Below are 14,297 nucleotides of genomic sequence, written 5' to 3' on the forward strand. Positions count from 1 at the left end.
TTTGCGGCTGGTTACGTCGAATTCCGGGGACGCGCAATGGCTCGCATGGCGCACCGCCATATACTATGTAGAGATATCAACCGGTTCAGCCTCCCGAGAGGCCGGATTCGAGGTCAGACCGGGTGCCGGGAAGCGCTTTCGTGAGTATTCCGAACATCATTACCCTGGGCCGCATCATGCTGGTCCCGATCATCGTCTGGGCCATCGTATCGAGCCAAATGGAGGTCGCGTTCGCCGTCTTCCTGATCGCCGGTATCAGCGATGCCGTGGACGGCTTCCTGGCCAAGCGCTTCAACATGACGAGCGAGCTCGGCGCCCTGCTCGATCCGCTCGCGGACAAGGCCCTGCTGGTCTCGATCTACATGGCGCTGGGGATCTGGGGGGCGATTCCGCGCTGGATTGTGATCCTGGTGGTCTCGCGCGACATCATGATCGTCGCCGCCGTGATCGTGTCCTGGCTGTTCGACCGGCCCGTCGAGATGAAGCCGTCGAAAGTGTCCAAGCTCAACACCGTTGCGCAAGTGGCGTTCGCGGCGCTGGTGCTGGCGGCGCTTGCCTTCGGCTTCAAGCCGGCTCCTTATGATAATATCCTGATGGGCCTCGTCACGGTCTTCACGCTCTCCTCGGTGTCGCTCTATCTCGTCGAGTGGCTGCGACACATGAGCACGATCGAGGCCAAGTAAGAGTGGCCAAGTAAGAGCAGACCAAGTGAGAGGGAAGCGGCCGCGCAAAAGGCCCATTCCGCTCGATTAGATCGCATTCTTCAAACGGGCCGGCGCGCCGGCATGGAGCAAAGCAAGCGTGGCAGGCCGCGTCCATCCCCGACAATTGGCGTTTTCGCTTCCGCATGCGGAAAGCCTCAGCCGGGACAATTTCCTCGAGGGCCCCGCCAACGCGGCCGGTCTGGCCCTGATCGAGCGCTGGCCGGAATGGCCGAACCGCATCATGTGGCTGGCAGGCCCCGAAGGCAGCGGCAAGAGCCACCTCGCCGCGATCTGGGCCGACATGTCAGGCGCCCGCTCGACCGCCGCCAACGCCCTGACCGCCGCAGACGTCCCCGGTGCGCTCGCCACCGGCGCGCTGGTGGTCGAGGATATCAGGGCCAAGGACTTCGACGAACGCGCCCTCTTCCACCTGATGAACCTCGCCCGCGAGGACGGCGCCTATGTGCTGTTCACCGGACGCGAGGTGCCGGCCGCGCTGGAGATCGAGCTTCGCGACCTGCGCTCGCGTCTGCGCGCCGTGCCTGTTGTCCCGCTGCTGCCGCCCGACGACCAGCTCTTCCGCGGCCTGATCGTCAAATTCTGCGCCGACCGCCAGCTCAATGTGGACGAGAGCGTGGTCGGCTACCTCGCCACCCGCCTGGAGCGGTCCTCGGCCGCGGCCCGCCAGGCCGTGGAACTGCTCGACAGCGAGGCCCTGCGGCTCGGCCGCCCCGTCACCCGGGCGCTGGCCGCCGAGTTGCTCCGGGACGCCTGACCCCGGTCTGCCCCGCTCCAAGGGCGGGGCGAAGCCCGCTTGACGCCAGGAAGCGGCGGAACATCAATGTCATCGAAACGTCATCGCTCTAACACATGCTCCCGCAGGTTTTGCGCATAGATCGCAAAGTGAGGCGAGACAGGATGGACCGGCTTCTGATGGACTCTGCGCAAGCTATTGAAACTAAAGAAAAAGCCCCGGAAGCCGAAGGCCCGCCGGCAATCGCGTCGAGCCCCGAACGGTTCATCAATCGCGAGCTCTCCTGGCTGCATTTCAACCGCCGCGTCCTGGAGGAATCGGTCAATCCCAGCCACCCCATGCTCGAGCGGGTACGATTCCTGTCGATTTCCGCGAATAATCTCGACGAGTTCTTCATGGTCCGGGTCGCCGGCATCAAGGCGCAGATCCGCGAGGGCATCGCCGAACGCAGCCCCGACGGGCTGACGCCATCCGAGCAGCTCGCCCTGATCAACCGCACCGTCTCCGAACTCGCCTCCGACCAGCAGGCGATCTGGCGCGACCTGCGCGGCACGCTGGCCGATGTCGGCATCGTGCTGGTGGACGGCAAGGACGTCACCAAGGCGGAACGGACCTGGATCGAGGATTACTTCCTCAACAACGTGTTCCCGCTGCTGACGCCGCTGGCGATCGACCCGGCGCACCCCTTCCCGTTCATCCCGAGCCTCGGCTTCACCATCGCGCTCCAGCTCACGCGCGCCGCCGACGGCAGGCAGATGAACGCGCTGATCCGCATGCCCGGCAAGATCGACCGCTTCATCCGCCTGCCGTCCGAGGGCAAGACCGTTCGGCTGATCTCGCTGGAGCAGGCCACCGCCCTGTTCATCAACCGCCTGTTCCCCGGCTACAATCTGCACGGCCAGGGCGCCTTCCGGATCATCCGCGACTCCGAGCTCGAAATCGAGGAAGAGGCCGAAGACCTCGTCCGCCTGTTCGAGACCGCGCTGAAGCGCCGCCGCCGCGGGTCGGTGATCCGGCTCGAGATCGACGCCAAGATGCCGGAGCAGCTGCGCAGCTTCGTCCAGCACGCGCTCTCGGCCGCCGACGACGAGGTCTTCCTGGTCGACGGCGTGCAGGCGATGAACGAGCTCTCCCAGCTCACCCGCCTCGACCGCCCCGACCTCGAATTCACACCTTACGTACCCCGCCACCCCGAGCGCGTCCGCGAGCACGGCGGCGACATCTTTGCCGCGATCCGTCAGAAGGACCTCGTCGTCCATCACCCCTACGAATCCTTCGACGTCGTGGTGCAGTTCCTGCAGCAGGCCGCGCGCGACCCCGACGTCGTCGCGATCAAGCAGACGCTCTACCGCACCTCCAACAACTCGCCGATCGTGCGCACGCTCGCCGAAGCCGCCGAGGCCGGAAAATCGGTCACCGCGCTGATCGAGCTGAAGGCGCGCTTCGACGAGGAAGCCAACATCCGCTGGGCGCGCGACCTCGAACGCGCCGGCGTGCAGGTCGTCTACGGCTTCCTCGAGCTGAAGACGCACGCCAAGCTCTCGATGGTGGTGCGCCGCGAGGGCGGCAGCCTCACCACCTATGTCCATACCGGCACCGGCAACTATCACCCCGTCACCGCGCGCATCTACACCGACCTCTCCTACTTCACCTCCGATCCGACCATCGGCCGCGATGCCGCGCGCGTGTTCAATTTCATCACCGGCTATGCCGCGCCGAGCGATCTGGAAAAGATGGCGGTGTCGCCGCTCACCCTGCGCAAGCGCATCATCGAGCACATCCAGGGCGAGACCGCGCATGCGCGGCACGGCCGCCACGGTGCGGTCTGGATGAAGATGAATGCGCTGGTCGATCCCGACATCATCGACGCGCTCTACGAAGCCTCTCAGGCCGGCGTGCAGGTCGAGCTCGTGGTGCGCGGTATCTGCTGCCTGCGCCCCGGCATTCCCGGCCTGTCCGAGAACATCCGCGTCAAGTCGATCATCGGACGCTTCCTGGAACACGGCCGAATCTACTGTTTCGGCATGGGCCAGGGTCTGCCGAGTGCCAAAGCGGCTGTGTATATCTCGTCCGCCGACATGATGCCGCGCAACCTCGACCGCCGCGTCGAAGTGCTGTGTCCGCTGCAAAATCCGACGGTGCATCAGCAGGTTCTCGAACAGATCATGGTCGCCAATCTCAAGGACAATGAGCAGAGCTGGCAATTGTTGCCGGATGGGTCTTCAACGCGTATGAAGACCGCGAAGGGCGAGGAGCCTTTCAACGTCCACAACTACTTCATGACAAATCCGAGTCTGTCTGGCCGTGGAAAGTCGCTCAAGGAATCCTCGCCGCGTCGTCTCACGCGCCGGAACGAACGTCATCAATCCTGATCGGGGATGTCCGACGTGAAGCGGCCGCGCAAGCGCGGCTCGAGCGTCGCGGTCATCGATATCGGTTCCAATTCGGTCCGTCTCGTCGTCTACGAGGGACTGACGCGGAGCCTTATCCCGATCTTCAACGAAAAGACGTTGTGCGGTCTCGGGCGCGAGGTGCAGAGCACCGGCCTGCTCGCCCCTGACGCCGTCGACAAGGCGCTGACCTCGCTCAAGCGTTTTCGCGCCTTGTGCCGTGTGATGCAGGTCGGCCGCGTCTTCGCGATCGCGACCGCGGCCTGCCGCGACGCCTCCAACGGTCCCGATTTCATCGCGAAGGCCGAGCGCATCTGCGCCGTGAAGATCGAGATCCTGTCAGGCCCGCGCGAGGCGCGGCTGTCGGCGCTCGGCGTGATCTCCGGCATCCATCATCCGGACGGCATCGTCGGCGACCTCGGCGGCGGCTCGCTCGAACTGATCGACGTGCGCAAGAACAGCGTGCGCAGCGGCGTGACGCTGCCGCTCGGCGGGCTCGCGCTGCAGGACCTCGCGCACAAATCGCTCAAGCGCGCCGATCGCATCGTGCGCGAGGAGCTCGACGAGGTGCCGCAACTCACGGCGGGCCGCGGCCGCACCTTCTACGCGGTCGGCGGCACCTGGCGCGCCCTCGCCCGCATCCACATCATCCAGAGCGGCTATCCGCTCCAGGTGATGCACGGCTATTCGCTGTCCGCGGCTGAAGCGCTCGACTTCTCCCGCAGGCTGCGGCGCCTGGCGGCCGCGGACATGCTCGCCGACATCGAGAGCGTCGCGGACGCGCGCCGCCCGCTCCTCACCTATGCGGCGCTGGTGCTCGAGCACATCATCCGCGTGGCGAAGCCGAAGACCATCGTGTTCTCAACCTTCGGCGTGCGCGAGGGCTTGCTGCACGAGAAGCTGCCCGAGGGGGAACGCAACAAGGACGGCCTGATCTGCGCCGCGGAAGAGCTGAACCGGTTGCTGTCACGCTCGGCCAAGCACGCCCACGAGCTGATCGCCTGGACCGATCGCCTCGCGCGCGTGGTCAAGCTGCGCGAGACCGAGGAGGACCGCCGGCTGCGCCACACCGCGTGCCTCTTGTCCGACATCGGCTGGCGCGTGCATCCCGATCACCGCGGCGAGCAGACGCTGAGCCTGGTCGTCAACGGCAATTTCGGCGCGATCACCCACACCGAGCGCGCCTTCGTCGGCCTGTCGGTGTTCTATCGCTATGCGGGTCTGAGCGAGGAAAACCAGCCGCCGGTCACGATGCAGGAATTGCTGACGCCGGCGCAGCTCGAACGCGCGCGCCTCTTGGGCGCTGCGTTCCGCGTCGCGCATCTGATCTCGGCGGCGCGCCCCGGCGTGCTGCCGGCCACGCACTTCCGGAGCCAGGGACGTAAACTGATGCTCGTGTTCGAGCACCGCCTCGGCGACCTCGTCGCCGACCGCGTCGGCAGCCGTTTCCGCCAGCTCGCCCGCTTGATCAATCGCGCCGGCTCGATCGTGCGGCGCTGACCAACCGAACAGCGCGGCGAGCGAACGGCTAGGTTGCCGGACCAGCAGCAGTCATCCGATCGCGGCCCTCCTCGGGCGCGACCATGGCTTTCAGTCCGCCAAGCTCGGACTCGGCAAGAACAAGCTGCCACCCATAGGCGCTGAGCACGTCTTGCACGATGGAAAGGCCGAGGCCAGCCCCTTCGCCACGCTCGTCCAGCCTTACTCCGCGTTGGAGCACGCGTGCACGTTCGGCAGGCGCGATACCCGGACCGTCGTCTTCGACCGAGATCGCCGGTTTTGCCGCATCCGCAGCAATGCGCACCCGGCTCCTGGCGTAGCGGGCGGCGTTTTCCATGAGATTGCCCAGCACTTCCGCCAGATCTGCGCGATCGAGTGGCACACTCGGCTCGCCCGTCATGCGGATCTCGAAGTCGAGCCGCTGCGCTGCAGGCGTACGCGCCAGCGTCAGAATCAGGGACTGGACGAGCGGTCTGAGCGACGTGGAAATCCCGCCGCGCAGTCGTGCCGTCCCCCTCGCCCGCGCACGCGCCAGCTCGCGGTCGACGTGACGGCTCATTGTCTCGCCGACGGCTTCGATCGCCTGCGCGACCTCCAGCTCTCCGCGCTGGCGCAACAGCGCGACATCGGTCGCGAGTGCGGCAAGCGGCGTCTTCAACCCGTGCGCCAAGTCGGCGGCGCGGCTGCGCGACCGCTCGATTTCGCGTTCCTGGGCGTCAATCAGGCTGTTGACCTCTTCCACCAGCGGCCTGACCTCGGCAGGGACATCGACGGGGAGATGCTTGCATTGCCCGGAGCGGACGTCGGCGACGCCGCGACGAAGCGCGTCCAGCGGACGCAGGCCCAGTCCGACCTGGATCGAGGTGGCAGCCACCAGCACCAGACCCAGCACGCCAAGCGCCAGCGCCAGATCCCTGGCGAAATGCGAGGCGGCAGCCGATACGCGGGCGAGATCGGCCGCCACCGCGACGCGCACCGGCGCGCGGCGGTCGCCCAGGGTGAGCAGCACGCGGCGTTCACTGACCAAGAGGCGTGCGTTTGCAGGCCCGGGGATGATGTGGCGGTGCAATTCGCGAGGCGACGGCTCGTCCCGCGGGAGGTCCAACGCCGTGTCCCACAGCGAACGTGAACGCAGCACCTGACCGGCGTCGTCCGAGACCTGCCAGTACAAGCCCGAAAGCGGGTCGGCAAAACGCGGGTCGGCCGGCGGTCGGCCGACCACCAGCTTGCCCTGTGCATCGGCATCGATGCCCGCGACCAGCTGCTTCAGATAGACGTCGAGGTCGTCGCCGATGGTGCGCGCGACATGGCGTTCGAACAGCAGGGTCAGCCCGGCGCCGGCAATCGTCAGCGCGATCAGGATCGCCAGCAGTCCGCCGACGATCAGTCGGAGCCGCAGCGAGCCCCAGCTCACGGCGTCGTCTCCGGCACCAGATAGCCGAAGCCGCGCCGGGTCTCGATCAGATCGGAACCCAGCTTCTTGCGCACGCGGCCGACCAGCACCTCGAGCGCGTTCGACTCGTGATCCTCGCCGTGGCCATAGACGTTTTCATCGAGCTCCTGCTGCGACACCACTCGGCCACGATGGTGCAGGAGAAACGCAATCAGGCGGTATTCCAACGGCGACAACGCGACGGGTACGCCGCGCAGCGTCACCTTCATCTGACGTTCGTCGAGCTCGACGTCGCCCGCGATAATCCGTGGGGAAGCATGCCCGGCCGAGCGACGCACGATCGAACGCAGCCGCGCCAGCAATTCCTCCATTCGGAACGGCTTTGGCAGATAATCGTCCGCGCCAGCGTCGATGCCGTCGACGCGCTCGGCCCAGCTGCCGCGCGCCGTCAGGATCAGCACCGGCATAGACCGCCCGTTCGCGCGCCAGCGCTTGAGGACCGCCAGACCGTCCATGCCGGGCAAGCCGAGATCGAGCACGATCGCGCCGTAATCTTCGGTGTCGCCGCGGAACCAGGCTTCCTCGCCGCTGCGGACGGTCTCGACGACATAACCGGCCGCGCGCAGCGCCCTCTCCACATCGGCCGCGATCCGTCGGTCATCCTCCACGAGCAGCAGGCGCATCACTTCTCCTTGATGCGTTCGATCTCGCCGCTGCGCGCGTCCACGTGCGCTTCGTAGAGCCGGCCCTTGTCGTCGACGAGGCGAAACTCGTAAATCCAGCGACCGCGCTCGCGCTCGATCTCGACCCCCGCAATTTCGCCCGGCAGCTTGCCGCGAAGCGATGCGAGAATGTCGGCCAGGGACCTGATCTCGCCCGCCTCGACTGCGCGGCGAACCGCATCGGGCGCGCCTTTATCCTGATCGCCTGCGGCCGCAGGCATCGGCGCGAGCAGAACGCCTGCCAGCAATGGCACCGCGAGGAATTCCACAAAACCAGAGGATCGCATTGGCAGAGAATGCCCCAATCAAGCTGACAGATAGCTGACGTGGATCAACAGGCGCCGGTCAGGGCTGTTCTGCCAAGTTCCGCTCATCGCCTCGCCGCATGACGCGGCCGGGCGCCACAAGCCGGAGAGAACCATGCGAAAGATCACCGTCTCCACTGTCACCGCCGCCGCCTTGCTCGCAGCCGCCGCAACCGCTCATGCCGGGAGTCTCGGGCGCCCCTGCACCGCGGCGCCGCCGACAGATTGGCTTCCGCTCGAGCAATTGCAGGCCAAGATCGAAGCCCAAGGATACAAGGTCCAGAAGGCCAAGCTCAAGAACGCCTGTGGCGAACTCTACACGATCGACAAGTCCGGCAGCCGAGTCGAATTGTTCGTCGATCCGACCAGCGGCAAGATCGTCGGTCAGCTGTAAGGGGCTGCATCATGAGCACCATTCACGACACGATCGTCGCCGGCGCAACGCCGCCGGCGACGATCAAGGTCTGGGACCCCTTCGTGCGCGTGTTCCATTGGTCGCTGGCCGGGCTGTTTCTGCTCGCTTACGCGACCGGGGACGAGATCGAAACCGTTCACATCGCAGCCGGCTATACGATTGCCGGATTGCTGATGCTGCGAATTCTGTGGGGCCTTGTCGGGCCGCGCCATGCGCGCTTCAGCGATTTCGTGCGCTCGCCGCGCGCAGTGCTCGCCTACCTACGCGATGTGGCGCTCCTCAGGGCGCGACGTTATCTCGGCCACAACCCCGCGGGCGGTGCGATGGTCGTGACGCTGATCCTCATGCTGATCGGCACCTGCATCACCGGTTACATCATGACAACCGCCAGCTTCTGGGGAGCAAAATGGGTCGAGGAGGTGCATGAGGCGTTCGCCAACCTCACGATCGGCCTTGTCGTCGTCCACGTGCTTGGCGTCCTGGTCGCGAGCTTCGAGCACCGCGAAAACCTGGTGAGAGCGATGATCACCGGGAGGAAGCGTCCGTCGTGAGCAGGGTTGGTCACTCGGCTGGCGCCCCGCGAAGAGCCGGCAGCTTGCCGCAACGGCTGGTCCGCTTGAGGCAAATCAACCCGCCGAGATGCCGGTGGAGTAGTCGAAACTTTCAAGCAGGCCGGGCTTCGCCCGCTCGTGGGTTTGGGACGTCCCTCATGCGAATCCTTCGCAGAAATCTTCTTCGCCCCTCCATCGGGAGCGCGTTGGTTCGTACCTTCTTAGCCGTTGCACTCTGCCTGTCACCTTCCGTTTCGATGGCGCAGGACGAACTGAAGCTGAGCGATGCGCAGGCGCGCAATCTCGGTGTCCGCGTGACCCATCCGGTCGCGAGCCGCACCGACCTGACGCTGCCCTACCCCGTCCAGATCGTGATCCCCACCCAGCAATTGTGGGTCGTCAGTGCGCCAGTGGCCGGCATGGTCGCCAACCTTCTGGTCGGGCGCGGTGACCGCGCCACGGCCGGCCAGCCGCTGGTCACGCTGGAGAGTCCGAGCTTCGTCTCCCAGCAACGCGACTATTTGCATGCGATCGCGCAGGAGCACCTCGCCAGCCAGCAGCTCAAGCGCAACGTCGATCTGTTCGAGGGCAAGGCCGTGCCGCAACGCGTGCTGGAGGCCAGCCAGGCCGAAGCGCGCCAGGCCGCTCTCGTCGTCGCCGAGCGGCGCCAGATGCTGCGCCTGAGCGGGATGTCCGACGAAGCCATCTCTCACTTGTCCCAGGAAGCGGCGATCAGCGGCACGCTCACGGTCAACGCGCCGCAGACCGCATCCGTGGTCGAGGTCGCGGTGTCGCCAGGGCAGCGGCTCGAACAATCCGCGCCGCTCGTCAAGCTGGCGCGGCTCTCGCCGCTATGGGCGGAGATCGCGGTTCCTGCCGCCAATATTCGAGCGATCCGCACCGAAGCGAAAGTCGAGATCGAGGGCTATTCCGTCCCCGGCAAAGTCGTGCTGGTGTCCGAGACCATCGACGCTGCCACCCAGACCATTCTGGTGCGCGCCGAAGTCCCCAACGACGGCGAGCTGCATCCCGGCCAGACCACCGCCGCCCGCATCGGCTTTCTCTCCGCCGGCGAAAGCGCCTTCGAGATTCCGTATAGCGGGCTGGTCCGGCGGGGAGAGCAGACCTCGGTCTTCGTCGCCATCGACGGCGGCTTCCGCCTGGTCCCGGTGAAGCTGCTTGCGGAAGACCAGGACCACGTCGTGGTGTCGGGCCCCATCACGGACCGGGACGCGATCGCGATCGGCGGCATCTCGGCGCTTCGCGGCATTCTCTCGGGCCTGGGGCAGTAGATGCTCCGGCGCCTGGTTGCGTTCGCGTTGTCGCAGCGGCTGTTCGTCATGCTGAGCGTGTTGCTGGTGATCGGCGCCGGCGCTGTCCTCCTGCCCGGCCTGCCGATCGACGCCTTTCCTGATGTCTCGCCGGTTCAGGTGAAGATCATCATGAAGGCGCCGGGTCTCACTCCCGAAGAGGTCGAGCAGCGCATCACCGTCCCCGTCGAGCTCGAGCTGCTGGGATTGCCGAACAAGAAGGTGCTTCGCTCGACCACGAAATATGCGCTGGCCGACATCACCGTCGATTTCGAGGACGGCACCGACATCTACTGGGCGCGCAACCAGGTCTCGGAGCGCCTGTCGAACGTCGCGCGCGATTTCCCCGACGGGGTGAGCGGCGGTCTTGCGCCGATCACCAGCCCCCTCGGCGAGATGTTCATGTTCACGATCGACAGTGCCGAGCTTTCGCTCGCCGAGCGCCGGACCCTGCTCGATTGGGTGATCCGCCCCGCACTGCGGACGGTGCCGGGCGTTGCGGACGTCAACGCGCTCGGCGGCTATGTCCGAGCCTTCGAGATCGTGCCGCGCAACGACGCGCTGGCCGCGCGCGGTATTCCCTACGACCTGTTTCGCCGGGCCATCGAAGCCAACAGCCGCAACGATGGTGCCGGGCGGGTGAACCAGGGTGAGGACAGCGCGCTGGTTCGGATCGAAGGCAGCATCCGTTCGATCGACGACATCAAGGCCATCGTCGTCGACACCCGCGACGGCGTGCCGATCCTGGTCAACGACGTCGCGACCGTCAAAGTCGGGACACTGACGCGCTATGGCGCCGTCACGGCGGACGGCCGCGGGGAAACTGTCGAGGGCCTGGTCCTCGGCCTGCGCGGGGCCAATGCGGGCCAGCTCATCCGCGACGTGCGCGCCCGGCTCGCCGAGCTGCAGCCCTCATTGCCGAAGAGCGTGTCGATCAACGTGTTCTATGAACGCAGCCGCCTGGTCAACCGCGCCGTCGGCACCGTGGTGCGGGCCCTCGGCGAGGCCACAATCCTCGTCATCGTTCTTCTGCTGCTCTTCCTCGGCAACTGGCGCGCTTCGCTGGTGATCGCGCTCAGCCTGCCGCTCGCCATCGTGATGGCGTTGATCGTCATGCGTCTGGTGGGAATGTCGGCCAATTTGATGAGCCTCGGCGGCCTTGCGATCGCGATCGGCATGCTGATCGACGCGTTGGTCGTCGTCGTCGAGAACATCGTCGGCAATCTCGGCAAGCAGGAGCCGGACAAGTCTGCGCCGCTGATCCATTTGATCTACCGTTCGGTGTGCGAAGTGCTCGAGCCGGTCGCCTCCGGCGTGCTGATCATCATCATCGTGTTCGTTCCCCTGCTGACGCTGCAGGGGTTGGAAGGCAAGCTGTTCATCCCGGTCGCGCTGGCCATCATTTTCGCGCTGGCCGCCTCGCTGCTGCTGGCGCTCACATGGATCCCGGTTGCGACGTCTTTCGTGCTCAAGTCCGCCTCGCATCACGATCCCCTGCTGGTGCGGGCGGCCCAACGGGTCTACGCGCCGGCATTGGACTGGGCCCTGCGCAACGAACGCAAGGTGATAGCGGCAGCGCTGATCGCCCTGGTCGCGGCGGGCTTCGCCTACACCAAGCTCGGCAAGACGTTCATGCCGACGATGGACGAAGGTGACGTCATCGTCAGCGTGGAGACGCTTCCCTCGGTCAATCTCGACGAGTCGCTTGCGATGAATGCAAGGCTGCAGACCGCGCTGCTGGCCGTGCCCGATATCGCCGGCATCGTCGCCCGGACCGGATCGGACGAGCTCGGCCTCGATCCCATGGGCCCCAACCAGACCGACACGTTCCTGGTGCTCAAGCCGGCCAGCGAGCGCGCGACCGACAATCGCGAGGCCCTGCTGCAGAAGCTTCGCGAGGTCCTGGCGGGATTTCCCGGCATCTCGCTGAGCTTCACCCAGCCCATCGACATGCGCGTGCAGGAGATGATCAGCGGCGTGCGCGGCGACGTCGCGGTCAAGATCTTCGGCCCCGACATCGCGAAGCTGAACGAAACCGCGGCAAAGCTTTCGGCGATCCTCTCCAGCATCGACGGTGCCGAGGACGTCTACACCACGCTGAACGAAGGCGCTCAATATTACACGGTCGCGGTCAATCGCATGGAGGCCGGCCGCCTCGGCCTGACCGTGGATTCCATCGTCAACTCGCTGCGGACCCAGATCGAGGGCCGGACGATCGGCACCGCGCTCGAGGAAGGACGCCGCACGCCGATCCTGGTCCGAGGTAGCGAGACGACAAGGGAAGCGCCGACCCTGCTGGCGAGCCTGCCGCTGACGCTAGCGTCCGGACAGCATGTCGCGCTGTCACAGGTCGCCCGCATCCAGCGCGTCGACGGCCCGGTGAAGATCGACCGCGAGGACGGCGCCCGCATGAGCGTGGTGCGCGCCAACATCCGCGGCCGTGACATGGTCGGCTTCGTCGAAGCGGCCCGTCAGAAGGTGGCGACCGACCTCCCGCTTCCGAACGGCTACCGGTTGACCTGGGGCGGACAGTTCGAGAACCAGCAGCGCGCCGCCGCGCGCCTGTCCGTCGTGGTGCCCGTCGCGGTCGGGCTGATCTTCGTGCTGCTGTTCACAACGTTCGGTGCCATCCGCCAGGCCTTGCTGGTGCTGGTCAACATTCCCTTTGCGCTGATCGGCGGCGTCTTTGCGCTGGTGGTGACGGGTGAGTATCTGTCGGTGCCGGCCTCCGTCGGATTCATCGCGCTGCTCGGCATCGCCGTGCTCAACGGCGTCGTCCTGGTCTCCTACTTCAACCAGCTCCGCGCCCACGGCCTTCCCGAGGATCGCATCGTCGTCGAAGGCGCCCTGCGCAGGCTGCGGCCGGTGCTGATGACCGCGAGCATCACGGCGCTGGGCCTGATCCCGCTGCTGTTCGCTTCCGGTCCTGGATCCGAAGTGCAGCGGCCGCTCGCCGTGGTCGTGATCGGAGGATTGCTGTCCTCCACCCTGCTCACCCTGATTCTCCTGCCGATCCTGTATCGCCGCTATGGCGGGACGTCGAAGGTGGCGAAATGATCGACCAGCCCGTCTGTCTCACGCTGATCGTGCCTCACCAGCTCCGCGACGAGATGTTCGACTTTCTCACTGAACAGAGCGACCTGGTTTCGGGATTCACCGCGTCACAAGGCTCGGGTCACGGCACGGAGGTCCGTTTGCATACGGCCGCCGAACGCGTGAAGGGCCACGCCGATCAGACAATCGTGCAAGTGGTGCTGCCGGGGAAAGATGCCAGCCGCCTGCTCGACCGCGTGCGGGTTTCGTTCGCTGGAACCAAGCTGGTCTACTGGACCACGCCCGTGACGGAACGCGGCACGATCCAGTGATCCGGCCTATTCGGCCGACGCCCGCGCGTGCCGCTCGGACGATTCCAGGGCGGCGGCAGTCAGCTTGCGCCGGCGCCAGATGGTGCCGACCACCAGCACGACGACGACGCCGAGTGCGGCGCAGAAATATTCGCCGCCGGACCCGCCATGGCCGAACTGCGGCGGGATGCGCAAGGCGCCGAGCATGCTGTCGAGCGAGGCGCCGAACGGACCGTCGAACAGCGTGTGCAGCTTCGGCGCGACGCCGGGATCGGTCGCGATCACCTCGCCCGCGATCCAGCCGAGCAGCGCCGCACCGGCCCAGACCAGCACCGGCAGCTTTTCTAGCAGCGCCATGATCAGCGCCGCGCCGGCGACGATCAGCGGCACGCTGATGGCAAGGCCGAGGATCAGGAGCGGCACGCTGCCATTGGCGGCGGCGGCCACCGCAATGACGTTGTCGAGCGACATGACGATGTCGGCGACCACGACGATCTGCACGGCCTGCCACAGATGCGAGGCGGCATCGACGTCGTCTTCGTCCTCATGTTCCGGCACAAGCAGCTTGGCCGCGATCACGATCAGGGCGAGGCCGCCGATCAGCTTGAGATACGGCAGCTCCATCAGCGTTGCGACGATGCCGGTGAAGATGATCCGCAGCATCACCGCCGCGCCGGCACCGAAGATCATGCCCCACAGCCGGTGTCGCGGCGAGAGGCCGCGGCACGCGAGCGCTATCACCAGCGCGTTGTCGCCGGACAAAAGGATGTTGATCCAGATGATCTTGCCGACCGCAATCCAGAAGGTTGGCTCGGCCATCTCGTTGCGAAACTGGGTGAAGAATGCCCCGATCGTTGCGGGATCGAAGATCTGCCAGAGCCAGTTCACAATACGTCCTTTCGCCCCGTC

The 14,297-nt window shown here is 66.1% G+C and carries 13 protein-coding genes; 9 read left to right on the top strand and 4 right to left on the bottom strand.

Annotated elements, in window-relative coordinates:
- The first annotated feature begins 140 nt into the window (after positions 1-140).
- From AC0WRY_RS19530 to ppx, 4 genes are all read left to right on the top strand, one after another.
- Positions 141-683 carry a CDP-alcohol phosphatidyltransferase family protein gene (locus AC0WRY_RS19530; protein ID WP_491120526.1) on the top strand — a complete coding sequence of 181 codons (543 nt, stop codon included), beginning with the start codon at positions 141-143 and terminating at the stop codon, positions 681-683.
- 118 nt (positions 684-801) lie between these two features.
- Positions 802-1,479: a P-loop NTPase family protein gene (locus AC0WRY_RS19535; RefSeq protein ID WP_491120528.1), complete on the top strand. Its 678-nt coding sequence runs from the start codon at positions 802-804 to the stop codon at positions 1,477-1,479.
- A gap of 158 nt (positions 1,480-1,637) precedes the next feature.
- A complete protein-coding gene (locus AC0WRY_RS19540) occupies positions 1,638-3,830 on the top strand; it encodes an RNA degradosome polyphosphate kinase (protein WP_194408325.1) in 2,193 nt (730 codons plus the stop codon).
- A gap of 15 nt (positions 3,831-3,845) precedes the next feature.
- Positions 3,846-5,348 (top strand): exopolyphosphatase, encoded by a 1,503-nt coding sequence (ppx, locus tag AC0WRY_RS19545; RefSeq protein WP_194408326.1) that lies wholly within the window; start codon positions 3,846-3,848, stop codon positions 5,346-5,348.
- Between the two features lie 28 nt (positions 5,349-5,376).
- On the opposite strand, the gene AC0WRY_RS19550 is transcribed toward ppx, so the two are convergent.
- From AC0WRY_RS19550 to AC0WRY_RS19560, 3 genes are read right to left on the bottom strand one after another with little or no spacing between them, the layout of a single operon-like run.
- Positions 5,377-6,762, bottom strand: coding sequence for a sensor histidine kinase (locus AC0WRY_RS19550; RefSeq protein ID WP_194402428.1), 1,386 nt, complete (start codon positions 6,760-6,762; stop codon positions 5,377-5,379).
- Positions 6,759-7,424: a response regulator transcription factor gene (locus AC0WRY_RS19555; RefSeq protein WP_194402429.1), complete on the bottom strand. Its 666-nt coding sequence runs from the start codon at positions 7,422-7,424 to the stop codon at positions 6,759-6,761. The genes AC0WRY_RS19550 and AC0WRY_RS19555 overlap by 4 nt, the downstream gene beginning before the upstream one ends.
- Complete coding sequence (locus AC0WRY_RS19560; RefSeq protein ID WP_491123490.1) at positions 7,424-7,684, bottom strand: PepSY domain-containing protein; 261 nt, start codon at positions 7,682-7,684, stop codon at positions 7,424-7,426. The genes AC0WRY_RS19555 and AC0WRY_RS19560 overlap by 1 nt, the downstream gene beginning before the upstream one ends.
- Before the next feature lie 199 nt (positions 7,685-7,883).
- Here AC0WRY_RS19560 and AC0WRY_RS19565 point away from each other — a divergent pair, with 199 nt between their 5' ends.
- The 5 genes from AC0WRY_RS19565 to AC0WRY_RS19585 all read left to right on the top strand — a co-directional run bounded on the left by AC0WRY_RS19565 (position 7,884) and on the right by AC0WRY_RS19585 (position 13,409).
- Complete coding sequence (locus AC0WRY_RS19565) at positions 7,884-8,162, top strand: PepSY domain-containing protein (protein ID WP_194402430.1); 279 nt, start codon at positions 7,884-7,886, stop codon at positions 8,160-8,162.
- A gap of 11 nt (positions 8,163-8,173) precedes the next feature.
- Positions 8,174-8,734: a cytochrome b/b6 domain-containing protein gene (locus AC0WRY_RS19570; RefSeq protein WP_194402431.1), complete on the top strand. Its 561-nt coding sequence runs from the start codon at positions 8,174-8,176 to the stop codon at positions 8,732-8,734.
- Between the two features lie 257 nt (positions 8,735-8,991).
- On the top strand, positions 8,992-10,026 hold the full coding sequence (locus tag AC0WRY_RS19575; RefSeq protein ID WP_246776270.1) for an efflux RND transporter periplasmic adaptor subunit: 1,035 nt from the start codon (positions 8,992-8,994) through the stop codon (positions 10,024-10,026).
- Positions 10,027-13,101 (top strand): efflux RND transporter permease subunit, encoded by a 3,075-nt coding sequence (locus tag AC0WRY_RS19580; protein WP_194402433.1) that lies wholly within the window; start codon positions 10,027-10,029, stop codon positions 13,099-13,101.
- Positions 13,098-13,409: a DUF3240 family protein gene (locus AC0WRY_RS19585; protein ID WP_194402434.1), complete on the top strand. Its 312-nt coding sequence runs from the start codon at positions 13,098-13,100 to the stop codon at positions 13,407-13,409. The genes AC0WRY_RS19580 and AC0WRY_RS19585 overlap by 4 nt, the downstream gene beginning before the upstream one ends.
- 6 nt (positions 13,410-13,415) lie before the next feature.
- On the opposite strand, the gene AC0WRY_RS19590 is transcribed toward AC0WRY_RS19585, so the two are convergent.
- Positions 13,416-14,276 carry a TerC family protein gene (locus AC0WRY_RS19590; protein WP_194402435.1) on the bottom strand — a complete coding sequence of 287 codons (861 nt, stop codon included), beginning with the start codon at positions 14,274-14,276 and terminating at the stop codon, positions 13,416-13,418.
- Between the last annotated feature and the right edge of the window lie 21 nt (positions 14,277-14,297).

The sequence above is a fragment of the Bradyrhizobium sp. T-12 genome (assembly GCF_058314695.1).